This is a genomic window from Pantoea sp. CCBC3-3-1 (assembly GCF_007981265.1).
GTDB lineage: Bacteria > Pseudomonadota > Gammaproteobacteria > Enterobacterales > Enterobacteriaceae > Erwinia.
In genome coordinates this window covers 1-25400 of record NZ_CP034363.1, presented here as the reverse complement: position 1 = coordinate 25400, position 25400 = coordinate 1, and the positions used below count along the sequence as shown (strand labels likewise).

Annotated in this window: 21 protein-coding genes; 10 read left to right on the top strand and 11 right to left on the bottom strand. The window is 52.0% G+C overall.

Going from position 1 to position 25400, the window contains the following annotated elements:
• Window positions 1-131: 131 nt before the first annotated feature.
• The 3 genes from EHV07_RS00105 to EHV07_RS00095 all read left to right on the top strand — a co-directional run bounded on the left by EHV07_RS00105 (window position 132) and on the right by EHV07_RS00095 (window position 2687).
• The gene (locus EHV07_RS00105; protein WP_147200477.1) at window positions 132-695 is read left to right on the top strand and encodes a DNA-3-methyladenine glycosylase I; all 564 of its coding nucleotides are present in this window, start codon (window positions 132-134) and stop codon (window positions 693-695) included.
• A 107-nt stretch (window positions 696-802) separates the two neighbouring features.
• Complete coding sequence (locus EHV07_RS00100) at window positions 803-1465, top strand: OmpA family lipoprotein (protein ID WP_147193663.1); 663 nt, start codon at window positions 803-805, stop codon at window positions 1463-1465.
• Window positions 1466-1655: 190 nt separating this feature from the next.
• Window positions 1656-2687, top strand: coding sequence for a LacI family DNA-binding transcriptional regulator (locus EHV07_RS00095; protein ID WP_147193661.1), 1032 nt, complete (start codon window positions 1656-1658; stop codon window positions 2685-2687).
• Between the two features lie 31 nt (window positions 2688-2718).
• Here EHV07_RS00095 and EHV07_RS00090 read toward each other — a convergent pair whose 3' ends face one another.
• Together EHV07_RS00090 and EHV07_RS00085 are read right to left on the bottom strand one after the other, a co-directional pair.
• Complete coding sequence (locus EHV07_RS00090) at window positions 2719-3183, bottom strand: DUF943 family protein (protein WP_168199573.1); 465 nt, start codon at window positions 3181-3183, stop codon at window positions 2719-2721.
• Between the two features lie 16 nt (window positions 3184-3199).
• Window positions 3200-4063: a DUF3289 family protein gene (locus tag EHV07_RS00085; RefSeq protein ID WP_147193656.1), complete on the bottom strand. Its 864-nt coding sequence runs from the start codon at window positions 4061-4063 to the stop codon at window positions 3200-3202.
• A gap of 212 nt (window positions 4064-4275) precedes the next feature.
• Between EHV07_RS00085 and EHV07_RS00080 the strand changes: the two genes are divergently transcribed.
• The 5 genes from EHV07_RS00080 (at window position 4276) to EHV07_RS00060 (ending at window position 11606) form a co-directional block, all read left to right on the top strand.
• The gene (locus tag EHV07_RS00080; protein WP_147193654.1) at window positions 4276-5025 is read left to right on the top strand and encodes a sugar phosphate isomerase/epimerase; all 750 of its coding nucleotides are present in this window, start codon (window positions 4276-4278) and stop codon (window positions 5023-5025) included.
• A gap of 3 nt (window positions 5026-5028) precedes the next feature.
• Window positions 5029-5982, top strand: coding sequence for a sugar kinase (locus EHV07_RS00075; RefSeq protein WP_147193652.1), 954 nt, complete (start codon window positions 5029-5031; stop codon window positions 5980-5982).
• Window positions 5983-6059: 77 nt separating this feature from the next.
• Entirely contained in the window at window positions 6060-7343 is a 1284-nt protein-coding gene (locus EHV07_RS00070) for an MFS transporter (RefSeq protein WP_147193650.1), read from the top strand.
• 51 nt (window positions 7344-7394) lie between these two features.
• Window positions 7395-8369, top strand: coding sequence for a glyoxylate/hydroxypyruvate reductase GhrB (gene ghrB, locus EHV07_RS00065; RefSeq protein ID WP_147193648.1), 975 nt, complete (start codon window positions 7395-7397; stop codon window positions 8367-8369).
• A 636-nt stretch (window positions 8370-9005) separates the two neighbouring features.
• Entirely contained in the window at window positions 9006-11606 is a 2601-nt protein-coding gene (locus EHV07_RS00060; RefSeq protein WP_147193646.1) for an inverse autotransporter beta domain-containing protein, read from the top strand.
• Between the two features lie 64 nt (window positions 11607-11670).
• On the opposite strand, the gene kduD is transcribed toward EHV07_RS00060, so the two are convergent.
• Together kduD and EHV07_RS00050 are read right to left on the bottom strand one after the other, a co-directional pair.
• Window positions 11671-12432, bottom strand: coding sequence for a 2-dehydro-3-deoxy-D-gluconate 5-dehydrogenase KduD (gene kduD / locus EHV07_RS00055; protein WP_147193644.1), 762 nt, complete (start codon window positions 12430-12432; stop codon window positions 11671-11673).
• A 282-nt stretch (window positions 12433-12714) separates the two neighbouring features.
• A complete protein-coding gene (locus EHV07_RS00050) occupies window positions 12715-13923 on the bottom strand; it encodes an aldose 1-epimerase family protein (protein WP_147193642.1) in 1209 nt (402 codons plus the stop codon).
• A gap of 361 nt (window positions 13924-14284) precedes the next feature.
• On the opposite strand from EHV07_RS00050, the gene EHV07_RS00045 reads away from it, so the two are divergent.
• Window positions 14285-15535 carry a valine--pyruvate transaminase gene (locus tag EHV07_RS00045; RefSeq protein ID WP_147193640.1) on the top strand — a complete coding sequence of 417 codons (1251 nt, stop codon included), beginning with the start codon at window positions 14285-14287 and terminating at the stop codon, window positions 15533-15535.
• Between the two features lie 209 nt (window positions 15536-15744).
• Here EHV07_RS00045 and ibpA read toward each other — a convergent pair whose 3' ends face one another.
• Window positions 15745-16161 (bottom strand): small heat shock chaperone IbpA, encoded by a 417-nt coding sequence (ibpA, locus tag EHV07_RS00040; protein WP_147193638.1) that lies wholly within the window; start codon window positions 16159-16161, stop codon window positions 15745-15747.
• A gap of 303 nt (window positions 16162-16464) precedes the next feature.
• Here ibpA and EHV07_RS00035 point away from each other — a divergent pair, with 303 nt between their 5' ends.
• A complete protein-coding gene (locus EHV07_RS00035) occupies window positions 16465-16866 on the top strand; it encodes a YceK/YidQ family lipoprotein (RefSeq protein WP_147193636.1) in 402 nt (133 codons plus the stop codon).
• Here the strand turns inward: EHV07_RS00035 and EHV07_RS00030 are convergent.
• From EHV07_RS00030 to dnaA, 6 genes are all read right to left on the bottom strand, one after another.
• Complete coding sequence (locus EHV07_RS00030; RefSeq protein WP_147193634.1) at window positions 16844-18112, bottom strand: DUF3748 domain-containing protein; 1269 nt, start codon at window positions 18110-18112, stop codon at window positions 16844-16846. The two genes, EHV07_RS00035 and EHV07_RS00030, sit on opposite strands and share 23 nt — an antisense overlap.
• A 109-nt stretch (window positions 18113-18221) precedes the next feature.
• Window positions 18222-19031, bottom strand: a complete 810-nt coding sequence (gene yidA / locus EHV07_RS00025; protein ID WP_147193632.1) for a sugar-phosphatase — start codon at window positions 19029-19031, stop codon at window positions 18222-18224.
• Window positions 19032-19212: 181 nt separating this feature from the next.
• Window positions 19213-21621: a DNA topoisomerase (ATP-hydrolyzing) subunit B gene (gene gyrB / locus EHV07_RS00020; RefSeq protein ID WP_147193630.1), complete on the bottom strand. Its 2409-nt coding sequence runs from the start codon at window positions 21619-21621 to the stop codon at window positions 19213-19215.
• Between the two features lie 17 nt (window positions 21622-21638).
• Window positions 21639-22724 carry a DNA replication/repair protein RecF gene (recF, locus tag EHV07_RS00015; protein WP_147193628.1) on the bottom strand — a complete coding sequence of 362 codons (1086 nt, stop codon included), beginning with the start codon at window positions 22722-22724 and terminating at the stop codon, window positions 21639-21641.
• Window positions 22725-22903: 179 nt separating this feature from the next.
• Entirely contained in the window at window positions 22904-24004 is a 1101-nt protein-coding gene (gene dnaN / locus EHV07_RS00010) for a DNA polymerase III subunit beta (RefSeq protein ID WP_147193626.1), read from the bottom strand.
• Between the two features lie 4 nt (window positions 24005-24008).
• Entirely contained in the window at window positions 24009-25400 is a 1392-nt protein-coding gene (gene dnaA / locus EHV07_RS00005; RefSeq protein ID WP_147193624.1) for a chromosomal replication initiator protein DnaA, read from the bottom strand.

The following is a 25400-nucleotide window of genomic DNA, read 5'->3' as shown; positions in this document are numbered from 1 at the left end:
CCAAAAGCGACAGAACGGCAAGGGTTATAGGTTATTTTTGCGTCAACCTGTTAAATAACTATTGCCTGGTAACGGATTACGTCAAGCTGTCATCCTGACTTTTTCAGTCTGTTTTGATAAGGAAATACATGATGCAACGTTGCGGCTGGGTATCTCAGGATCCGCTCTATCTGGCTTACCATGATGAAGAGTGGGGAATTCCGCTGACTGACAGTCGCGAACTCTTTGAAATGCTTTGTCTGGAAGGGCAAATGGCCGGGCTTTCCTGGCTTACCGTATTGAAAAAGCGCGATAATTATCGCCAGGCTTTCCACCATTTTGATCCTCAGGCGGTGGCACTGATGGGTGAAGCCGATGTCGCGCGGCTGGTTAACGACAGCGGCATCATTCGTCATGCTGGCAAAATTGCGGCGATTATTGCTAACGCCCGTGCGCTGCTTGCCATGGAAGCCAGAGGAGAAGCGTTCAATACGTTTATCTGGCAATTTGTCGATCATCAGCCGCAGATCCATCACTACAGCGATTATCGCACGGCGCCCACGACCAGTTCCGTTTCCGATGCGCTTTCTAAAGCCCTTAAGCAGCGCGGTTTTAAATTCGTTGGTAGCACCACCTGTTACTCCTTTATGCAGGCCTGCGGATTAATTAACGATCACGTCACCAGCTGTTTTTGTCATCCCGATAATCTGGCGTAGCGTCTCTTTACAATTTAGGAACATAACACCGTTTTTTTTCTGTCAGCCAGCGTCATAATCACTTTTTTCAGGCAATTTTGCCTCGCGCTGTTCAGGAATCTATCTCAATGAAAAAACGTTTTATCACGCTCGCTCTGGTTTTGAGCGGCACTGTTGCGCTTTCGGGCTGTACCACTAATCCCTATACGGGCGAACGTGAAGCGGGCAAATCCGGCATTGGCGCGGGTATTGGTGCGGCATTAGGCGCAGGCGTCGGCGTACTCTCTTCGTCGAAGAAAGATCGCGGCAAAGGCGCACTGATTGGCGCGGCCGCAGGTGCCGCTCTGGGTGGCAGCGCTGGCTACTATATGGATGTGCAGGAAGCCAAGCTGCGTGAGAAAATGCGCGGTACCGGCGTCAGCGTCACCCGTAACGGTAACAACATTGTGCTGAATATGCCGAATAACGTGACCTTCGACAGCAGCAGCAGCTCACTGAAGCCTGCGGGTGCCAATACGCTGACCGGCGTAGCGATGGTGCTAAAAGAGTATGCAAAAACTGCGGTTAACATTGTCGGTTATACCGACAGCACCGGTAGCCGTCAGCTAAATATGAAACTGTCACAGCAGCGTGCCGACAGCGTTGCCAGCTCGCTGATTACTCAGGGCGTGGCGGCTAACCGCATCCGCACCGGCGGAATGGGCCCGGATAATCCAATCGCGTCCAACAGCACCTCAGAAGGGAAAGCGCAGAACCGTCGCGTGGAAATCACCCTCAGCCCGCTGCAATAAGCCTGTTTTGGCCGGGCGGCACCGCGCCCGGCCTCGCCTTTCTTGTCCCGATACCTGTGCTCAGCTATGGGCGAGGGTAGCCTTATGCTTTATTATGGCCCGATCCGCATTCCGTCATTTCGGACTATCTTAAGGAAATAAGGCCAGTTATAGCTGGTTTTATCCCTCTGTTAACTGTTCAAGGACCGCCATGAATCGCAAGGCTTCACGCGCCACTATCAGCGATGTTGCTAAAGCAGCGAAAACCGGAAAAACCAGCGTCTCTCGCTATCTTAACGGCGAGCAGAACGTGCTTTCTACCGATTTAAAGCAGCGTATTGAAACCGCTATTGCTGAACTGAATTATCGCCCGAGCCAGATGGCTCGTGGGCTAAAGCGCGGGCGTACACGGCTTATCGGGCTGATCATTGCGGATATCACTAACCCCTATTCGGTTGATGTGATGGGCGGGATCGAAGCGGCCTGTCGCGCGCAGGGTTTTACCCTGCTGATGTGTAATACCAACAACCAGGTCGATCAGGAGCAGCATTACCTCAATCTGCTGAGCAGTTATCAGGTTGAAGGCATTGTGGTAAACGCGGTGGGAATGCGTGAAGAGGTGCTCAACCATCTTCAGCAGTCTTTTTTACCCATGGTGCTGATAGACCGTAAGATCCCTGATTTTGACTGCGATGTTGTCGGTCTGGACAATATGGAAGCGGCGACGCAGGTCACCGAGCACTTAATCGAACAGAGGTTTGAAACTCTCTTATTCGTTACCGAGCCGCTGGGCATGGTAAATACCCGTTTAGAGCGCCTGAAAGGATTTAATCAGGTGGCGGCACAGTATCCGCACTGCCATACCGAACAGGCTGAAGTCGCGCTGCATGATGCGGCCAAACTCGATCGCGTACTTCTTGAGTTCTACCAGCGAAATCATGCAAAGCGCTGCGCGGTGCTGGCGGTTAATGGCGCACTCACGCTACAGGTTGCACGATCGCTAAAACGCCTCGAGCTGAACTGGGGCAAAGAGCTGGGTCTGCTGGGCTTTGATGAGCTGGTCTGGTCCGAGCTGGCCGGCGTGGGGATTACCACGCTGAAGCAGCCTACCTGGCAAATCGGTTATGCCGCGCTGGAGCAGGTGATACGCCGCATCGAAGGCGATAATTCTCCGCCCCGTGAACAGGTCTGGTCTGGCGAACTGATTGTCCGCGGATCGACCCGGCTGGAAGGACAAAACTAAAGCAATAAGGTAAGCGGTACAACCGTGGCGCTTACCACTTTGCTTTAACAATATCGCCGTTTTTCTCTTCCCGATATTTTCCGTCGGATCTGATTAAGATATTACCTGCCATAGTATTAAAAATAACCATCTCCATATCTTTATCAATACAGTTTTTTTTCACCTTCATTTCTTCAAAGCAGAGCAGATCCGTGGTTTCAGAACTCCACCGCGATACATGTTCAGGCATCTCTTTAAAGCCATCGCCAAAATTCCAAAAGCTGATATAAACTCTTCCCTGACTGCTATCAATGGGAACTCCATATTTTTCATTGAGCATTGTTTTGTTTCTCTTCCACCAGGCGAGCCTGCCTGGGTCGCTGAAAGGCAGGTCTTCAACTACAACCCGCACCCTCCCTTCCGCCGGAAAGACACCAACAACGGTAGCAGGATGAAAAAATTTATAAGCATAATAAATAGAAATGAAAACAATCAGGAATAGGATGCTTTTTTTCACATTGATTCTTTTTAAATTATGCATTTCGAGACCTTTCTCCCTTGATTTCAATCATTGCTTCCATATTTACCATAAAGGGTTTGAAGCCCAGCTTATCCCATCTTTGAAGCAGAAACCATATACGGAATAATGGAACATTGTGAAATATTTTTTTCATAATATCCTGATTATCTAATCCAAAGTGATCCTGACCCTGATAATGAATTTTAATAGTGTATTTGTTTCTTTTTAGTTCCAAAGAAAATAATGTGATTTTTGTTGCATATACATCATGAACTGAAATACCTAATCCATTTATTCCATCTTTCCACCTGTCAAATTTTGGCAACCGGGTATCTTTTAAAGAGTTACTAATTAAACCCACACCTTCTTTATTAAAACACTCACCTTCCCAGTCAATATTATTTATAATTTCATCCTTAATTATTTTTAACGTACTATCCTTACTTGTATCATTAATTATCTGCTGCTTATAAGCAAAGTCTAACGTAGGATCTCTGAAAACCGCACCATTCCCCGTTTGAAAATGATTAACCATTCGGAGAAACAGCTCCCGGTATCCGAAGAAAGAGACCGCTCTCGATAAGGTGCGCATTTCATCAAAAAGCATGGCGGTCATTTTTTGTCGATCGATTTTCTCTTTAATAATCGCTGGCGCGGCAAACGCATAATTGCCCACAGGATAACGCAGCCGGGTGTCTGTCCAGGGATCCAGCGTTTCAGAAATGTTTTTTAAGCCATAGCGCTCTTTCAACTCTCTTTCACTTAAATCACCGCACTGCATATCGTTGGCATTAGGTTTGTCAAATCGTTTTTGACTGGTAAACAGGTTATGAGGAAGGGAAAGCGCAGTAGAAGAAGCCTGCTGAGTATCAGACATGAAAAATTCCTTTTTGGTTATCGGGCTTCATTGCCCTGCTGTCGCCGCCAGTGTACTTTTTCGCCGATAAAAATCCGTGTTTTTCAGAGCATCCCGACACGATAATTGTTCACATCGTGAGCGCGATCATAAAACCGCATGCTGCCCCTTTCTATTGGAACCGGTTCCAATTAACGTTTTTGTAACGTCAGACCGGGGTTTTCGGAGGAACGATGAAACCTGAAGTGATAGTAGTGACGGCCGCCTACGGCCACGATCGGATTAATGCGCTGGGTGGCCAACGGGCCGTCCTGCCGATTATTGCCGCTGCCGGCGCTGATGGCGTGGAGATCCGCCGTGAGCTGTTTAACGACGCCGAGCTAAATGCCCTTTCCGGGCTGGGTCAGGCTATCGCTGATGCACAGCTTGCTGCCTCCTACTCTGTTCCGGAAGCGCTGTTTACCGCAGAAGGCGAGCTGAATCCCCATCTTGAGCGCCATTTTGCCGAGGCCGGACAGCTCAATGCGCAGCGACTAAAATATTCTTTGGGCAACTATCCACGCGGCTTCGACTGTTCACAATTGCAGGCTATGCTGGCCGGCCAAAAGGTTCGTCTGATGGTGGAAAACGATCAGACCGAATGCGGCAAGCTGGCGGCGCTGGATAGCTACTTCCATGACTGCGGTGAAGCGCGCATCGGCGACGGCATGACCTTTGATATGGGTAACTGGCTATGGGTTGGTGATAACCCGCTTGAAGCCGCGAAACGTCTGGCCCCTTTCGTCAGTTATATCCATGTTAAAGCGGCCAGGCCAACGCAAACGGGCTGGCGCGCCGTAGCGCTTGATGATGCCGATAATCTGTGGCGAGAAACGCTGGCGCTACTGCCTGATGACGTACCACGAGGTATTGAATTTCCACTGGAAGGCGAGGATTTGGTTGCCGTCACCCGCCACTATATTGAGCTGCTGCGAGGGGAATAAATCATGTCTGTCCATGATAATGGTACGCTGGATGCGGTAACGATCGGTGAGGCGATGGCAATGTTCATCGCTACCGAAGCGGGCGATCTGGCAGCGGCAGAACGCTTTGTTAAGCGTATTGCCGGTGCAGAACTGAACGTCGCGATTGGTTTGGCCAGGCTGGGATTGAAAGTCGGCTGGGTCAGCCGGATCGGCAATGATTCTTTTGGCCGCTATACCCTGCAACAGCTGGAAAAAGAGGGCGTAGACAGCCGTCAGGTTAGCGTTGATTCTCGCTATCCCACCGGTTTTCAGTTGAAATCTAAAGTGGAAGATGGCTCCGATCCCCTGGTGGAATATTTTCGCAAGGGGTCCGCAGCCAGCCACCTGTCGGTTGACGATTTTAATCGTGACTACTTTGGCGCCGCTCGCCATCTACATCTTAGCGGCGTGGCGGCGGCGATCTCTGACAGTTCACTGGCGCTGTCCAAACATGCCGCGCAGGAAATGAAGCAGATGGGCAAAACCATTTCTTTCGATCCTAACCTGCGCCCGGTTCTGTGGCCGAGCGAGCGTGAAATGGCAAAACAGCTGAATACGCTGGCAGGCTTTGCTGACTGGGTTTTGCCCGGTATCAGTGAAGGCAAGATCCTTACCGGCTACGACCAACCGGAAGCGATAGCCGACTTCTATCTCGATATGGGCGTGAAGGCGGTCATCATTAAAACCGGTTGCGAAGGGGCCTGGTATAAAACGGCGGAAGGCGAGAAAGGCCAGGTTGAAGCCATCAGAACAGAGAACGTGGTGGACACGGTCGGCGCAGGCGATGGCTTTGCCGTTGGCGTAATCAGCGCGTTGCTGGAAGGAAAAACCTTGCCGCAGGCCATCAGGCGCGGCAACAAAATCGGTTCACTTGCTATCCAGGCGATCGGCGACAGTGAAGGGCTGCCAATGCGCGACGCGCTCGGCGATTTTTAATCTGACCTGTACCCTATGAGCGGCACCGTTTGCCTGAAAAACAGAGTGCGGCCACCTCAACAACAGAGGAAAAAAAGATGAATAAGCAGACAATCGCGCCTAAACGCTGGTGGTATATCATGCCCATCGTGTTTATCACTTACAGCCTGGCGTATCTGGATCGGGCAAATTTCAGCTTCGCTTCAGCCGCCGGTATTAACGAAGATTTGGGGATCACCCACGGCATGTCATCCCTGCTGGGTGCCCTGTTCTTTCTCGGCTACTTCTTTTTCCAGATCCCTGGCGCAGTGTATGCCGAACGCCGCAGCGTTAAAAAACTGGTCTTTGTCTGCCTGATTTTATGGGGCGTTTGTGCCTCGTTAACCGGCGTGGTCAGTAATATACCCGCGCTCGCCCTGATCCGCTTTGTGCTGGGCGTGGTCGAGGCGGCAGTAATGCCCGCCATGCTGATTTACATCAGCAACTGGTTTACCAAATCAGAGCGCTCCCGTGCCAATACCTTCCTGATCCTGGGCAACCCGGTCACGGTCCTGTGGATGTCAGTGGTTTCCGGCTACCTGATTAATGCCTTTGGCTGGCGCGAAATGTTTATTTTCGAAGGGATCCCGGCGGTTATCTGGGCGGTCGCCTGGTGGTTTATGGTGCAGGATAAGCCTGCTCAGGCCAAATGGCTGAGCGAGGAAGAAAAAGCCGCTTTGCAGGCCCAGCTACAGAAAGAGCAGGAAAATATCAAAGCCGTTCGCAACTATGCTGAAGCCTTTAAATCCCGTAACGTCATTATCCTTTGTATCCAGTACTTTACCTGGAGCATCGGCGTCTACGGCTTTGTGCTCTGGCTGCCTTCTATTCTGCGTAATGGTACGCAGATGGGCATGGTGGAAGCGGGCTGGTTATCTGCCGTACCTTATCTGGCTGCCACCGTCGCGATGATTTTGGCCTCGTGGGCATCGGACAAGTTACAAAACCGTAAATTGTTTGTCTGGCCGTTACTGCTGATTGGCGCGCTGGCCTTTTTAGGTTCATACCTTGTTGGGGCTAATAATTTCTGGCTGTCGTTTTCCCTGTTGGTGATTGCAGGTGCCGCGATGTATGCCCCTTACGGCCCGTTCTTCGCCATCATTCCTGAAATGCTGCCGCGTAATGTCGCAGGCGGCGCGATGGCGCTGATTAATGCCATGGGTGCGCTGGGCTCGTTCCTCGGCTCCTGGGTCGTCGGTTATCTCAACGGCGCTACGGGTAATCCTTCAGCTTCGTATATCTTTATGGGTGTATCGCTGCTTGTGTCTGTAGGGCTGACGCTCATCGTAAAGCCCACGGACAACAAACAGCCCCCCATGCCGCACGGCGCTAAACACGCTTGAACGATAACGGGCCAGCTGGCCCGTTCCTCACTTTTAAACAGGGAGAAGAGAATGAAACCTTCTGTGGTGCTGTATAAAAAGTTACCGGAAGATTTACGCTCAAAACTGGATGAACATTTTGACGTTACCGACATCAACGGCCTGACGCCGGAAACCTTAAGCCAGCATGCTGATGCCTTTCAGAAGGCAGAAGGCATTTTGGGATCGGGCGGCAAAATCGACGCGGAATTTCTGAAAAAAACCCCTAAGCTGCGTGCCGCTTCTTCCGTCTCTGTGGGCGTGGATAATTTCGATATCGATGCACTGAGCCAGCGTGGCGTGGTGCTGATGCATACGCCAACCGTCCTGACGGAAACCGTGGCCGATACCATGATGGCGCTGGTGCTTTCCTCTGCCCGCCGCGTGGTAGACGTTGCGGAGCGCGTCAAAAAGGGTGAATGGCAAGGCAGCATCGGCGCGGACTGGTTCGGTATTGACGTTCACCATAAAAAACTCGGCATTTTAGGGATGGGCCGTATCGGCCTGGCGCTGGCACAACGCGCGCATCTTGGCTTCAGCATGCCCATTCTGTACAACGCGCGTAAGCATCATGAAGAGGCGGAACAACGCTTCGACGCGCAGTATTGCGATCTGGATACGCTGCTGAAAGAGTCAGATTTCCTCTGCATCAGCCTGCCGTTAACCGACCAGACGCACCACCTGATTGGTCGTGAACAGCTGGCAAAAATGAAGCCGACGGCGGTGTTGATTAATGCAGGCCGGGGGCCGGTAATAGATGAAGAGGCATTAATTGCGGCGCTGCAAGAGGGAACGATTCATGCGGCCGGACTTGATGTATTTGAAAAAGAACCGCTGCCTGCTGATTCACCGCTGCTTAAGCTGCCCAACGTCGTGGCGCTGCCGCACATCGGTTCTGCCACCCATGAAACCCGGTACGGCATGGCAAGGGATGCAGTGGAAAACCTGATTGCCGCGTTATCGGGCAACGTTGAAAAGAACTGCGTTAACCCTGACGTACTGAAATAAGCTTGCTGGCCTGAATCCCGCTTGATGCGGATTCAGGCGCTCTTTTTTTTGCCTTATCTGACGACGGCCAGACCTATTTTGCGAGCGCTTCGACACCCTTTCCACTCATTAGTGCCGCAGAAAAATCCTTATTGTTATCGTTTTAATAAACCCGCATTAAACAAATCCGCAATCACCTTCACGCCTCCAGGAAATAATCCAATACTGAAAACACCGTCAAAGATCACACGAATTTAACCTGTTAATACCAAAAAAAACCGTTAGCTAACCGTGCGGCATAATCTTTTACCAAATCATTTTCTCTCATTGTTGTTACGTTTACGTTATCAGTTTAAATAATTAAGAACGGCCATCAAAGATGTTAATTAAATTAACAGACTTAATTTTAAGCCGCATTGTCACTATTTAAGAATATGATATAACTAAAAGCACCATAAATACCCTAAAGAGTTTCTTCTAATAAAATATCACGCACCAAACCAATTAAAGCGGAGGTGGGGTTTCTTTTTATTAAATTTAACCGCGTTTTTCTGTGCCAGAAAATAGAGTGAAAATGGATGGCTCATGATTATTCCATGATCCCTGACAGCACTCTCACGCTGGCTATATCCTGGATCAAGAGTCAGTTAATTAATCATGAAAAAAAAATCATCATTCACGCCTTCTTATAAGGCAACGGCATCAGGATGCCGCTCCCGGCTAGTCTGGTTAACAATTGCCATTCAAAGTGCTTTTCCTGTCGCTGCCGCTTTTACGCCCGCTCTGGCTGCGGCCCAACAGCATTTTTTAACCCCTGATGCCGAGACGACCAGCCGCGCCGGGCAGACCTCCAGCGATGCTGTGGACGCCGACAATGCACAGCAGATGCAGGTTGCCAGCTTTGCAGATCGGGCCGGCTCTTTACTGGCTAATAACACGGACGGCGGGAGTACAGCGTCCGCCGCACGAGGTCTGGCAACCAGCCAGGCCAACGCTGAAATCCAGCAATGGCTCAGCCGCTTTGGCACGGCCAGGGTGCAGCTTAATACCGATAAGCATTTTTCACTGAAAAACTCACAGTTCGATCTGCTGTTGCCGTTAAGCGATCAACCCGACTGGCTCATTTTTACTCAGGGCAGTTTTCATCGTACTGAGGATCGTAATCAGGCTAACCTGGGGCTGGGCGCACGGCACTTCACTGACAATTTTATGGCCGGTGCCAATACTTTCTTCGACTACGATCTCTCCCGGCAACACGCACGTTCCGGCGCGGGTGTCGAATACTGGCGCAACTTTATGAAAGTGGCAGCCAATGGCTATTTGCGTCTGACCAACTGGAAAGATTCGAGAGACGTTCAGGATTACAAAGAGCGTCCGGCTAACGGCTGGGATATTCGTACCGAGGCTTATCTCCCCGCCTGGCCTCAGCTGGGCATGAAGTTAAACTACGAACAGTATTACGGTAAAGAAGTGGCCCTGTTCGGCAGAGATCACCGTCAAAAGAATCCGCATGCCATCACTGCCGGCGTAACTTACACGCCTTTCCCGCTACTGACGCTGAATGCTGAACAGCACGAAGGAAAATCTGGCGAGAACGATACCCGTCTCGGTCTGGAAATTAACTATCAGTTAGGCGCGACGTGGCAGCAGCAGACCAGTCCTGAAGCGGTGGCTGCACTGCGCAGCCTGAACGGTAGCCGTTATGATTTGGTTAATCGCAACAATAATATCGTGCTGGAATACCGCAAAAACGAGGTCATCACGCTGAAAGATGCCGCGCTGATTACCGGTTATAGCGGACAGCAAAAAACGCTGGGCGTCACGGTAAACAGTAAACATGGCCTTGACCATATTGAATGGTCAGCAGGCACGCTGGCGGCTAACGGCGGTAAAATTATTGCTAACGGTTCTGCCGATTACAGCGTGGTATTACCGGCATATCATGCCGATGCTACCGGTGTGAACAGCTATACGATTAGCGGCGTGGCGATTGATAAAAAAGGCAATATTTCTAATAAAGCTGAAACCCAGGTAACGGTCACCGAATCAGCGATTAATATCAATACCAGCTCATTATTACCGGCAAGCAGTTCGTTATCAGCCGATGGCAAATCTCAGCAGACACTGACCTTAACGGTGAAAGACAGCCAGGGATATCCTGTCGATATTAATGAACGGGAAATCAGCATAGCAAAAGCGGGCCAGGTAGCGAACAGCGATGCTCAGGTAACGGCGTTTAAACGTCTGAGTACCGGGCAATATAGCGCCGTGGTTACAGCAGGCACGCATCCTGAAACGCTGATCGTTAAACCTTCGGCACGCAACGTTTCTTTCCCGGCCGCCACGGTTATCATTGCTGCTGACAATGCGACCGCACGGTTAGCCAGCCTTTCGGTCATTAATGACGATTCCATTGCAAACGGGACCGCTCAGGATCGGCTGAAAGCCGTGGTGACGGATGCCGAAGGCAACCCGCTGTCAGGTCAGGCCATCAGCTTTACTGCCGATAACAGCGCTTCCACACCACAAGCGGCGATCACCAATGCACAGGGTGAAGCAACAGCCACCGTGACCAGCCTTAAAGCAGGACAAAGTAAAATCACTGCGCATGTGGGTGCGACAAGCAAAGAAGCTGAGGTAAATTTTGTTGCGGGTGAAGCGGCTTCCATAGCTTTCCAAAGAGGAGGGCGTACGCTGGCAGACGGTGTGGATATCAATCTCGGCAGAGTCACTGTAACGGACGCTAACGGCAATCCTGTTGCTAATCAAAAAGTGGCGATTACGGCTGCTGACAGCCGGGTCACTATTCCCTCTGAGGTCATCACCAATGAAAACGGTATTGCCTATGTCCGGACAACCAGCTCTCATGATGGCGGCTGGCAGGTAACTGCAACCGTTAATGGCCATTCAGCTTCAGAAATAGCCTATTTCTATGCGGGTTATCCGACTGCCAACAATTCATCTTTTACTGTGAGTTCAGCCAGCGCCCCAGCTGATGGCGTTACGGCTATTACGCTGACCATCGTCGCAAGGGACATGCGTAACAATGCAGTGAAAAGTATTTCAAGGCTCATCAATTTTGATATTAGCGCTCTGCCAGGAAGCCAGATTAGTGAGGTGAAGGTGAAGGGTAACGTTTATACCGCTCAGTTGACATCCACTCATCCTGTTAGCGGAACGGTAACAGCCAACCTGATGCTTCAGCGTGGCGTTCTGCCAGTGAAAGTATCGTTTACGGCCCCGGCTCTGCAACGGTAACTTTTTCAGCAGGCTAAAACGATCGGGCCCGCCAGTAACAGGCGGGCCTTTATTATTGCAGCAATTAACGCGCCAGCCAGCCCCCATCAACCGCAATGGTGTAGCCGTTGATATAGTCGGAGGCTTCTGATGCCAGGAATACAGCCGGTCCCATCAAGTCGGCCGGAAGACCCCAGCGCCCTGCCGGAATACGCTCCAGAATATCGGCATTGCGTTTTTCATCGGCGCGCAGCTGAGCAGTGTTGTTGGTCGCCATATAGCCCGGTGCGATAGCATTAACGTTAATGCCGTGCTTTGCCCATTCGTTAGCCAGCAGACGAGTGACGCCCATCACCGCGCTTTTTGATGCGGTATAAGAGGGAACGCGGATCCCGCCCTGATATGAGAGCATCGACGCAATATTAATGATTTTCCCGCCATTTCCCTGCTTAATAAACTGTTTAGCCACCGCTTGCGAGAGGAAAAAAACGGATTTGATATTTAAATCCATCACCGCATCCCAATCTTTCTCGCTAAAGTTGATCGCATCTTCACGGCGAATAATACCGGCATTGTTAACCAAAACATCGATTTTACCGAACTCCGCCAAACCTTTCGTTAGCAGGCCGTCGATGCCATCGATATGACTCAGATCGGCCGTCAGGCTGAGGAAACGGCGTCCAAGCGCGGTCACACGTTCAATAGTTTCCCGCGGTTCGACAATATTAATACCAATGATATCGCATCCTGCTTCGGCCAGGCCCACCGCCATTCCCTGTCCCAAACCGGTGTCACACCCTGTGACTAGCGCTACCTTACCCTGCAATTTGAATGCATCTAAGATCATACTCGTTCTCCTTAAGTCAGAAGGCGGGCCATCAGGACGCTGTATCAGCAAGATACGCATTGTCCTCATGCAACCTCACCTGGTTTCCAGGCGGACAATATAACGGAGAGGCGAGAGGTGAGACTGTGATCGACATCAGGAAAAAACACTTAATGAAACATTATTACAGTTAAAATAAAACAATGTTTCATTTTTATAGATCTAAATAATGCGCCTCTGAATATCGGGTAGGGAAAAGCCGATGTGGCGATTGGGCGGATCGACAATCCGCCCTGTCAGAGGTTATTCGGTCGCGATGGGCGTTTCATTTACTGCCGTTTTCGTTTCGCCCTGGATGTCTTTAACGCGTTGTTCAACTTTCTCTACCGCGCTGGCATCTTTGAGTAACGAGTAGGTCAGCGTAAATTCTGTACTCTGTCCCGGCTGAAGCTGCTTAACTCTGCCCTGCTCTTTTTCGACGGTCACCGGATAAGCATAATTGGTGCCCGGCTCAATACCGGTGACATAGCCCTGCTTCAGCGTGTCGGTATTTTTCCACATGGTCAGAAGCGGCAGCTGATGCGTATCGAACTCAATGGCGGCGCCCTTATCGCCTTTGCTGTTTACCACGGCAGCGACCGTTTTGCCGTTGCTGTCTGCCAGCGGCACCAGGTTAAAGACCATTTCATCGAAATCTTTGGTTGGCGCACCGTAGGTCTGCCAGTTTTGCAGCCCTTTTTTCGCGTAGTCATTAAACGGCGACACGGATTTTAGCGGTGCAATAAAGCGCGCGTTTTCTTCCAGAATCGGCGTACCAAAATTACTGTGATAAAGGATCTGGTAGTCGTGAGGATAATCGGCTTTGTTAGTCAGAACATCGTGAACGGTAAAGGAGTCCGCACCCGGCACATAACGTAGCTCGGTCCAGGTCTCCAGACGGGCCTTTTTGAAGGTGTTTTCTTTCAGCAGCCCACGAATGCGGATCTCATGCGGAGCCTGGTCATCAACGATCACTTCCACTTTTGAAGCGGGGGTGTTGCCCGCTTTACCATGCAGCGTATAAAGGCGACCGTCCTGCGTGACCGGATGGCCGGTCCACTCAAAGCCGCAGCGCACCATCATTTCGTTAAAACCTTCCAGCCAGCCCAGCCCGTTACGGCTTTCAAGGTTAATCATGGCCGGATTGACCACTTCATCAACAGGTGAGCCCCAGCCGAGCCGGACGCCATGCCCGTTGACGTGCAGCAGATCCATACCGCGGGTAGGACTGAGCGCAATGGTCAGGCCATTTTTACTGGTTAGCGTCAGAACTTTCGAGCCTTCCTGCTTGCCGCCGTGCAGCACCTGCTGTTGCAGGCTGAATGCTTCACCGCTTAACTTCAGCTGTTCGCTGGTTATCTGCCAGTTACCTTTTTCCGTGCCGCTTTCCGTATCCGTCAGCACCCAGCTTTGCGCGCTCGCCTGCGCACTAAAAACGGCCAGAATCGCCCCTGCTAAAAGCGTTATTTTCATCGTTTCTTTCCTGTGGCTGAAATGATTTAGCTTAAGAGCAGCCAGCCTACAAACAGCAGCGTTAAAGGACTGTGACTCACCTCACCACACGGATTTTTAAGCTTTTTTTATCAAAAAGTCGTGCGACTCATCACAAAATATTAACGATTAAAAGCAAGCCTGGCGGCATAAGTGCGATTCAACGCATAAAATGCCCCCTCGAGATTGAAACGATTCACCTGTAAAGATGCCGGGCCGGGCGAGGCTGCCTGTTGGTTTTTTTCGGCGCTTATGCTTTTGCAGGCTGTCCCGAACGTTGCATCACGCCTGGGCTGGCGTTAAGGTAAATCTTCACTTGCCAATAATAAGCAGTAAATACGCTATGAGCTTTTCCGCCTTCGGTGACAAATTTACACGCCATTCCGGCATTACCCGCCTGATGGAAGATATGGGAGAAGGGCTGCGCACGCCTGGCGCTGTTATGTTAGGTGGCGGGAATCCTGCCCAGATCCCTGCCATGAATGACTATTTTCAGCAGCTGCTGCAAACGATGCATGACGAGGGCAAGCTGGCTGAAGCGCTGTGCAATTACGATGGCCCCAGAGGAAAAAGTACGCTGCTGGAATCGCTCTCCGCACTGCTGCGCGATGAGCTTGGCTGGCAGATTGGGCCGCAAAATATTGCGCTGACAAACGGCAGCCAGAGCGCCTTCTTTTATCTGTTCAACCTGTATGCCGGTCGCCGCAGCGATGGCAGTAAAAAGCGCGTGCTGTTCCCTCTGGCGCCGGAATATCTCGGTTATGCCGATGCCGGGCTGGACGAAGATTTATTCGTTTCCACCCGACCTAATATTGAAATGCTGCCCCATGGCCAGTTCAAATATCATGTCGATTTTGAACACCTGCATATCAATGAAGATACCGGTTTGATTTGCGTTTCACGTCCTACCAACCCAACCGGTAACGTGATTACCGATGAGGAGCTGCTAAAGCTGGATGCGCTGGCGCAACAGCATGATGTCCCGCTGCTGATTGATAACGCTTACGGCGTACCTTTCCCGGGAATTATTTTCAGTGAGGTTCGCCCACTGTGGAATCCTAATATTATTCTGTGCATGAGCTTGTCCAAACTGGGTCTGCCGGGTTCACGCTGCGGCATTATCATTGCCGATGAAAAAGTGATTTCCGCTATCAGCAATATGAACGGCATCATTAGCCTGGCGCCGGGCGGTATTGGGCCGGCCATTGCCAATGAGATGATCCAGCGAGGCGATCTGCTGCGACTCTCCGAAGAGGTGATCAAACCTTTTTATCTTGAGCGCGTTAATCAGACAATCGCTGTGATCCGTCGCTATTTGTCCGAAGATCGTTGTTTAATCCATAAACCTGAAGGCGCAATTTTCCTCTGGCTGTGGTTCAAAGATCTGCCCATCTCGACGGAAATTCTTTATCAACGCCTGAAAAAACGCGGTGTACTGATGGTTCCGGGACATTTCTTCTTCCCTGGACTGGAACACGAATGGCCCCATACGCACCAGTGCATGCGCATGAATTACGTACCGGACAGCGACAAAATTGAGCGGGGAATTAGCATTCTGGCAGAGGAAGTGGAACGCGCGCATCGCGAAGGATAAAAACAATAAGGCCGCACTGTGTGCGGCTTCAGAATGCTGACGAACCTGAAGCGAAGGAAGCATAAGCCCGGAGCAAAGCATCACGGGCCACGGACGGCCCGTGTTGAGCTGCCATGGATGGCGCTTTTTGCGTCTTTGCGGAGGGCATGTGCTTCCTGAGCCTGCACTGTGTCAACAATAAGGCCGCACTGTGTGCGGCCTTATGATGATTACTTGATGATTTCGATACGACGTGGCTTGTTAGCTTCGGGAACGACACGTTCCAAATCGATATACAGCAAACCGTTTTCCAGACGGGCATCATGGACGTTAACGTGCTCCGCCAGCTGGAATTTACGTTCGAAATTGCGTTCGGCAATGCCCTGATACAGATAGGTTTTTTCCTGCTGTTCTTCCGGGTGTGCACCGCGAACGGTCAGCATATTGTCATGGGAGGTGATCTCCAGTTCGCTCTGCGCGAACCCTGCCACGGCAATAGTAATTCGGTAATGGTTTTCTGCCACCAGCTCAACATTATAAGGAGGGTAGCCGCCGTTACTCTGACCCTGGTTAGATTCCAGTAAATTGATCAGACGGTCAAAACCAATGGATGAACGGTACAGTGGAGCGAGATCGAAATTACGCATAGTTTTATTACTCCTGAATATCAGCGAATAGTTGATTCAGACCTTCCATAATGGACAGGTCTTCAGGCCAGAAACAGGACCCTGTCGGCGTCCGTATTTGTGACCTTAGCTATAAAATGGTGCTCGCTGTCTGACTTTCAAGGGCGATTTTAGTAAATTTTTTAATCCACTTTACTGTGAATGACATACACTCAGGTAAGAATTTGTCAGCGTAGTGCATGAGCCACCACAGAGTGGCCGGAAATCTCCGCATAGCGACGATATTAATCAGCCCGGCTCTGCTGTGACTGAAGGGATAGAAATATGATGGTATTTAAGCGTCACTTCGCTGGGCTACTGGCCTGCCTGTCACTGTCAGGAACCAGCGGATGCTCCAGCTTTATGTCTCACTCCGGGCCCGATCAGGGCTACTATTCTGGCACCCGCGCCAGCGCCAAAATTGTCGCCGACAGCAACAGCGGTTGGGTTATGCGTCCGCTGGCCGCTATCGATTTACCTTTTTCTGCGGTTATGGATACCCTGCTGCTGCCCTGGGACTACTACCGTGCGGGCAGCGATAAGGCGCTCGACTCTCCGCGCGAACGCATTTTGCGTAGCGAGCAGGAAAATCATACTAATGAAAGCCTTTCGCAGGCCGCACCGCTGGTTATTCATACCTCCAACGGTACGGCTTCATCTCCTGTTATCCATTCACCTCAGCAATAAAAATTTGCTGAAAGCCCGCGACATTACGCAGATAGGCGACATGTAGTCCATCCGGGGAACAGACCACGGCATCAGCCAGCGGCGCTTCGGCCGTTCGCACCGTTAAACGGCGCATTTTGCCGTTGCCTGTATCACACAGCATAATGCTGTTATCGTTGATAAACGCGACTGACTGACCGTCAGGATGCCAGCTGAAAGCGGACTGAATATCGCTTGCGGCGTGCGTTACCTGCCGAAGCCTGCCGCCCGCAGGTGAGACTGTCCAGAGCTGAACCACACCCTCATCATCCTTCATCAGAAACGCGATCGCCCGGCCGTCAGGCGAGCTTCTCAGCCAATGGCGAGGCGAGGTCGCCAGGCCAGGATAAGCACGTTCATGGGTAAAGGTTAAGCGACGCTGGATCACGCCTCGCGGCGGTGCCGGAAGCGTTGTCGCCGTTCCGGCAAGCGGTTCATTGCCTGCCAGCGCGTAATCAGCCAGCGTATCGGGCAGGTCAACAATAAACACCTCAGGCACTTTTTCGCCACTCAGGCTGACCGTATCGCCAATAAAAGCCAGCGCCCAGCGTTGACGATGGCCGTCAGTGCGCAGGTAGCCCTCTTCGCCAACCCAACCCTCTTCGTAAGCGCGATTGATCTCATCGCTGCCCGGCTGTGGCGCAGAGGTGGTTTTGCTCACCAACACGCAAAAATGGCTGCCGTCATATTCTCTGGGATGCATTTTCGGCGGGCAAACGGGATGTAGAGGCACGGCCACGCCCACGTTGCGCAAATCCTCTTTGCTGTCCAGCTCGTGCATAACATGGTCGTTATAGGTAAAACTCAGCCGGGTGCCATCGGGGCTAAAAACGTGCACATGCGAGCCGCCACGCAGCGCACCCGGAGTAAAAGGCGGCGTGATATCGCAGGCATCCAGATTCTCCACCAGCCCGTTTTGTATGATGACGCCGCGTCGGTGATGAAAGTCATATTGCCACAGGCTGTCCGGGTGCTCAGGCCCATGAATGCAGACATAACGCGGCGGCAAGTCCGAACTGGTGGTAATGACGCCAACATGCGCACCGTCGCCTGCCTGATACAGCACCTCGGTCTGCCCGCTAAGATTGACGCGTTCAACCGTCAGGCCGCTGAATGTCGCGCCATTTGGGCGTACGTCATACACCAGCCAGTGGCTGTCGGCAGTCCAGATATTGATGTTGGTGAGTTGGTGATTACGTTGATGAAAAGTGAGCTGTTGTTCCGGCATCGTGCTTACCCTTAGCAGTGTCTGCTACTAAGGGTAATGCATTCAATAAGATTGCGGTACATTCATAAGCAGGAATTGCCCTGTGACGCGCATCGCGCCATAAACCCAATTACAGCGCGAACTTATTAATTGCCCAGGCCACGCCGTCTTCGCTATTCGCTTTAGTGACGAACTGCGCGATAGCCTTCACCGCATCAATGCCGTTCTCCATTGCCACGCCGGTGCCAGCAAACTCCAGCATCGCCAGATCGTTTTCCTGGTCACCAATCGCCATCACTTCTTCACGGGCCAGCCCTAAGCGATCGGCCAGCGCCTTCACGCCCGCGCCTTTGTTCACTGTCTTACTGAGAATTTCCAGATAATAAGGGGAACTTTTCATGATCGTGTAGCGATCGTAAGCTTCCTGAGGAATACGGGTGATCGCTTCATCCAGCGCCGCAGGCGGATCGATCATCATAACTTTCGGGAAAGTCAGCGTCCGATCCATCTCCTCCACCGCACGATAATGTAACGGTATGCCGGTCAGGAAAGATTCGTGAACGGTATATTCACTGATATCTTTGTTAGGGGTAAACAGCTGCGATTTGGTCAGCGCCTGGAAATGAACGCCCAAATCACGCGCCAGCTTTTCCACGTAGAGATAGTCATCAAAATTGAGCGTGACTTCCGCTACGCAGTCGCCTGATTCCGCTTTTTGCACCAGCGCACCGTTATTGGTAATGCAATACTGGCCTTCCTGCTGTAAATCCAGCTCCATCAGGTAACGCTGCACGCCAATAAACGGGCGACCCGTGGCCAGCACGATCGCTATGCCCTTGTCGCGTGCAGCCTGAATCGCCTGCTTCACGCCTGGCGTTACCACGTGCTGTGGATTAAGCAGGGTGCCGTCCATATCAATCGCAATCAGTTTTATCGCCATATCATCCTCGGAAGCCTAACGGTTTCTTTTATGCTAGCGCGATTCAGCTCACAATGCCCAGTCTGATTTTTGTAAGCCCGCTATGAACAATCGCAAATCAGGGTATCGCACACATAAAAAAACACCCTGTGAGCGCTATGCTCACAGGGTGTTGCGTAGTGTATTCCAGCTTCAGCCCGGCTTAGATATCGATGTTTGCCGCTTTCAGCGCGTTCTCTTCGATAAAGGCACGACGAGGCTCAACCGCATCGCCCATCAGCGTGGTGAACAGCTGATCGGCTGCGATAGCATCCTTGACCGTTACGCGAAGCATACGACGGCTGTCCGGATCCATGGTGGTTTCCCACAGCTGTTCCGGGTTCATCTCGCCCAGACCTTTATAGCGCTGAACCGACAGACCGCGACGTGATTCTTTCACCAGCCAGTCCATCGCCTGCTCAAAGCTGGCAACCGGCTGCCGACGTTCACCACGTTCAATGAAGGCATCTTCTTCGATCAGGCCACGCAGTTTCTCACCCAGCGTACAAATTTTGCGGTATTCACCGCCGGTCAGGAACTCGTTATCCAGCGGATAATCGGTGTCCACACCGTGGGTACGAATACGCACAATCGGTTCGAAAATATTCAGCTCGCGATTTTCACGCACCAGTCCGCTGTAAGAACTTCCGTGCTGCTCGTTCTCGTTCAGACGGGTAACCAGCTCATCAATCCACTTCTGCACGGGTACTTCAGCCGTGATATCACTCAGCGTTGGGTGATAAATCAGTGAATTAAGCAGAGCCAGCGGGTAACGACGCTCCATGCGCTTGATGGTTTTACGGGTGCTGTTAAATTCAGCCACCAGATTTTCCAGCGGCTCACCGCCTAACGCAGGTGCATCAGCATTGGTGTGCAGCGTTGCACCGTCAAGAGCGATAGAGATCTGATACTGATCCATCGCCTCATCATCCTTGATGTACTGCTCCTGCTTGCCTTTCTTCACTTTATACAGCGGCGGCTGAGCGATATAAACGTGGCCACGTTCAATGATCTCAGGCATCTGACGATAGAAGAAGGTCAGCAGCAGCGTACGGATGTGCGAGCCATCAACGTCCGCATCGGTCATGATGATGATGCTGTGATAGCGCAGCTTGTCCGGGTTGTACTCATCACGTCCAATACCGCAGCCAAGCGCGGTAATGAGCGTAGCAACTTCCTGCGAAGCAAGCATTTTATCGAAGCGCGCTTTTTCTACGTTAAGGATCTTACCCTTAAGCGGCAGAATCGCCTGGTTTTTACGGTTACGTCCCTGCTTGGCGGAACCGCCCGCAGAGTCTCCTTCCACCAGGTAGATTTCAGACAGGGCCGGGTCGCGTTCCTGACAATCCGCCAGTTTGCCTGGCAGGCCAGCCAGATCCAGAGCGCCTTTACGACGGGTCATTTCACGCGCGCGACGAGCGGCTTCACGCGCACGCGCTGCATCGATAATTTTACCCACGACGATTTTCGCGTCGCCCGGGTTTTCCAGCAGGTATTCCGCCAGCAGTTCGTTCATCTGCTGCTCAACCGCGGATTTCACTTCGGATGAAACCAGCTTGTCTTTGGTCTGAGAAGAGAACTTTGGATCCGGTACTTTCACCGACACTACCGCAATCAGGCCTTCACGCGCATCGTCGCCGGTAGCGCTGACTTTCGCTTTTTTGCTGTAGCCTTCTTTATCCATATAGGCGTTCAGCGTACGGGTCATCGCCGCACGGAAACCGGCCAGGTGAGTACCGCCGTCACGCTGTGGAATGTTGTTGGTGAAGCAATAGATGTTTTCCTGGAAACCATCGTTCCACTGCAACGCCACTTCCACGCCGATGCCGTCTTTCTCGGTAGAGAAGTAGAATGCATTAGGGTGAATAGGCGTTTTATTGCGGTTCAGGTATTCAACGAATGCCTTGATACCACCTTCATAGTGGTAGTGATCGGCCTTGCCATCACGTTTGTCTTCCAGCTTGATCGACACGCCGGAGTTCAGGAACGACAGCTCGCGCAGGCGCTTTGCCAGGATTTCATATTCGAAATCGGTGACGTTGGTAAAGGTTTCATGGCTTGGCCAGAAGCGCACGCGGGTGCCGGTCAGATCGGTTTCACCCGATACTTTCAGCGGTGCCTGTGGCACACCATGGACGTAAGTCTGTTGATGAACTTTACCTTCGCGACGGATGGTCAGTTCCAGCTTTTCCGACAGGGCGTTAACTACCGAAACACCCACGCCATGCAGACCGCCGGACACTTTATAGGAGTTGTCATCAAACTTACCGCCAGCATGCAGGACGGTCATGATCACTTCCGCCGCAGAAACGCCTTCTTCTTCATGGATACCGGTAGGGATACCACGGCCATCATCCTGCACGGAAACCGAGTTGTCCGCATGGATGGTGACAAGAATGTCTTTACAGTGACCGGCGAGTGCTTCGTCAATGGCGTTGTCCACGACCTCGAATACCATGTGATGCAGACCGGTGCCGTCATCCGTATCGCCGATATACATACCCGGGCGCTTGCGTACTGCATCAAGCCCTTTTAGAACTTTGATACTTGAGGAGTCATAAGAATTCGACATCAACGTTTCTCGCTCGTTTAATCTTCAGGTTGAACCGTTATTTTACCCTGTTCCACGTGGAACATCTTGCCCTTTTCGTCGGTCATATCGAACACATGATCGGCACTGATTGCGCTAACGAAAACCTGGGCCTGAGTTGCTTTCAGTCGCGAAGCCAGTAAGTGGCGACGCGTCTCATCCAGCTCGGAGGCAAAATCATCTATCAGATACAGGCAGCGTCGCCCATTCTGTCGGGTGAGAAACTCACCCTGCGCCAGTCTGAGGGCGCACATCAGCAGCTTTAACTGGCCGCGTGACAGTAAATCTTCTACCGGCGTACCCTCAGCGCGGATCCGGAAATCCGCTTTGTGAGGGCCGCTGGCGGTATAGGTTAACGCCCTGTCGCGCTCAAACTGACGTTCGAGCAGTTCGCTGTAGGGCGTTTCTTTGTCCCAGCCGCGTTGAAATGAAAAATTCAGTTCAAATTCGGGCAGGAACTGGGCGCAGGTGGCAGTGATATCCGCCGCAATCGCTTCGCTATAGGCGGCACGCCACAGGCTTATCTGCTCAGCCAGTGGCGCCAGCTCCTGATCCCACGCACGAATTTGCTGGTAGCGCGAAACCTGTCGGAGAGCGGCGTTGCGCTGCTTCAGCAGACGGCGGAGATTGCTCCATGCGGTGAAAAAACCCGGCTCGTTATGAAAACAGCCCCAGTCAATATAGGCGCGTCGGTACTTCGGGCCACCGTTAAGCAGCGTAAAGCCTTCTGGCGTAATCAGCTGCATTGGCAGCATTTGCGCCAGCTCCGCGACTTTATGACCATCGGTGCCATCGATGCGAACCTTGCTGTCGCCGGCCCGATTTTTCGTCAGGCCAACGCTGGTTTCCCGCTCTGCGCCGTCGATTCGACCATGCAGCACAAACGCATCCTGATCATGGCGGATCACTCTGCCAGCCTGCAAGCTGCGAAACGCCCGGCCATGGCCCAGCGTATAGATGGCTTCCAGCACGCTGGTTTTACCGCTGCCGTTCGCGCCCACCAGAAAGTTGAAACCGGGTGCCAGCGCCAGGTCCGCGTTTTCGATATTGCGGAAATCTTTGATAAGCAGGCGGGTTAAAGCCATAAGTAAAGTCGTTCCGCGGACAGTGGATCAGATAACGCGTTTTTACACAAAGCCAGAGCGTTAACGGCGCAGGCAGTTTGTAGACGGCCAGCGCACAGCCGCCGCAGCGTACCCAGGTACGTGAGGACGGCGAGCACTGCCCGGACGCAAAATGACAAGTAAGTTAGCTCGACAATTTACTACAAACGCATAGGCATGACGACATAGGCCGCGCTCTGACTCGCTGCATCTTCAATTTGCACGCTGGAGACAGAATCGGTCAGCAGCAAACGAACGTTTTCACATTTCAGCGCGTTAAGCACGTCCAGCACGTAACTGACGTTAAAGCCGATTTCTAAATCGGTCCCGCCGTAGGTCACGTCCAGCATCTCTTCCGCTTCTTCCTGTTCAGGGTTGTTCGCGGTAATTTTCAGCTGATTTTCGCTGATATAGAGGCGAACACCACGGAATTTCTCGTTAGAGAGGATCGCCGCACGGGAGAAAGCCTGCTTGAGCAGATCGCAACCCGCATCCAGCGTTTTGTCCGGGTTCTTCGGCAATACGCGGCGATAATCCGGGAAACGGCCGTCAACCAGCTTGGAGGTAAAGATAAAATCGCCCACGTGAGCACGAATATTGTTGCTGCCGATCTGTACCTGAAGTGGCGTATCACCGCCGTCCAGCAGCCGTACCAGCTCAATCACGCCTTTACGCGGTACGATCACCGAATGGCTCGGCAGTGATTGCCCAACCGGCATGGAGCAAACCGCCAGACGGTGGCCGTCGGTCGCAACCGTGCGCAGCTCTTCGCCTTCCGTTTCGAACAGCATGCCGTTCAGATAGTAACGAACGTCCTGATGCGCCATTGAAAACTGCGTGGCTTCAATCAGGCGTTTCATCGTGGCCTGTGGCAAAGTGAATTCGACTTCGCTCTGCCAGTCGTCCAGGTTCGGGAAGTCGCTGGCGGGCAGCGTGGAAAGTGAAAAACGGCTGCGGCCGGAGCGCACCAGCATTCTTTCCCCTTCCAGGATGACCGTAATCTCCGCGCCTTCGGGCAGGCCGCGGCAAATATCGAAAAATTTACGCGCTGGCACCGTGGTGGCGCCTGGCTCATGGTCCTGCGTCAGCGCAACGCGGGCAACCATTTCCATTTCTAAATCGGTCCCGGTCAGCAGCAGGCTGCCTTCGTTGACCTGTAAAAGCAGATTGCCAAGGATCGGCAATGTTGGACGGCCGCCCAGTGGGCTACTGACCTGCTGTAAGGGTTTGAGTAAATGCTCGCGTTCTACAATAAATTTCATAGCGTCAGGAAGATAATGTTCTGATTAAATTTGAGAAATCTTCTTTGATATCGTGGCTTTCTTCACGAAGCTGCTCGATCTTACGACAGGCGTGCAGCACCGTGGTATGGTCACGACCCCCGAAAGCATCACCGATTTCCGGCAAACTGTGGTTGGTCAGCTCTTTTGCCATCGCCATCGCCATCTGACGAGGACGGGCAACCGAGCGCGAACGGCGCTTGGAGAGTAAATCAGCCACTTTGATCTTGTAATACTCGGCTACCGTCTTCTGAATGTTGTCGATAGTCACCAGCTTTTCCTGAAGCGCCAGCAGATCGCGTAGCGCTTCACGAACGAAATCAATCGTGATGGCACGGCCGGTAAAATTGGCATTGGCGATCACGCGGTTCAGTGCGCCTTCAAGCTCACGGACGTTAGAGCGCAGGCGCTTGGCAATAAAGAAGGCCACTTCACCCGGCAGGCGAATATCGTTTTCGTCGGCCTTCTTCATCAGGATCGCCACGCGGGTTTCCAGCTCCGGCGGTTCGATCGCAACGGTCAGTCCCCAACCGAAGCGGGACTTCAAGCGATCTTCCACGCCGTTGATCTCTTTTGGATAGCGATCCGAAGTCAAAATGATCTGCTGATTGCCCTCAAGCAGCGCATTAAAGGTGTGGAAAAATTCTTCCTGCGAACGCTCTTTATTAGCAAAGAACTGAATATCATCGATCAGCAGCGCATCAACGGAACGGTAGTAGCGCTTAAATTCTTCAATGGCATTGTTTTGCAGCGCTTTTACCATGTCCTGTACGAACCGCTCAGAGTGCATATAGACGACTTTTGCGTTCGGCTTGCGCGCCATGATGCCGTTGCCGACAGCGTGCAACAGGTGCGTTTTACCCAGGCCCGTACCGCCATACAGGAATAAAGGGTTATAAGCACCGCCAGGATTGTCCGCGACCTGACGAGCCGCCGCGCGAGCCAGCTGGTTCGATTTACCTTCAACAAAGTTGTCGAAATTATGCTTGGTATTGACGTTCGAACGGTAAGAAAGCTCCGCCGGTGCCGGCATGCTGTCCCAGCTTGGGCGAGTCGGTGCCGGTCGGTTGCCCGCAGGCGGTATCGTGGCGTTCGCACTGCTCATTACCGGCTGGCTAATCTGCCGTGTTACCGGCTTGCTGCCGACTTCAAAACGCAGTAACGGCGCGTCTGCCCCGCAGAAATCATTCAGCAGGCCATTAATATTGTTGAGGTATTTATCACGGACCCAATCGAGCACAAAGCGATTTGGTGCATACAAGGCCAGCGTATTGTCGTTTAATTCAGCCTGCAATGGACGTATCCACATGCTGAATTCTGTGGCAGGTAGTTCATCCTGCAAACGGGCAAGACACTGTTGCCAAAGCGTAAGTGACAC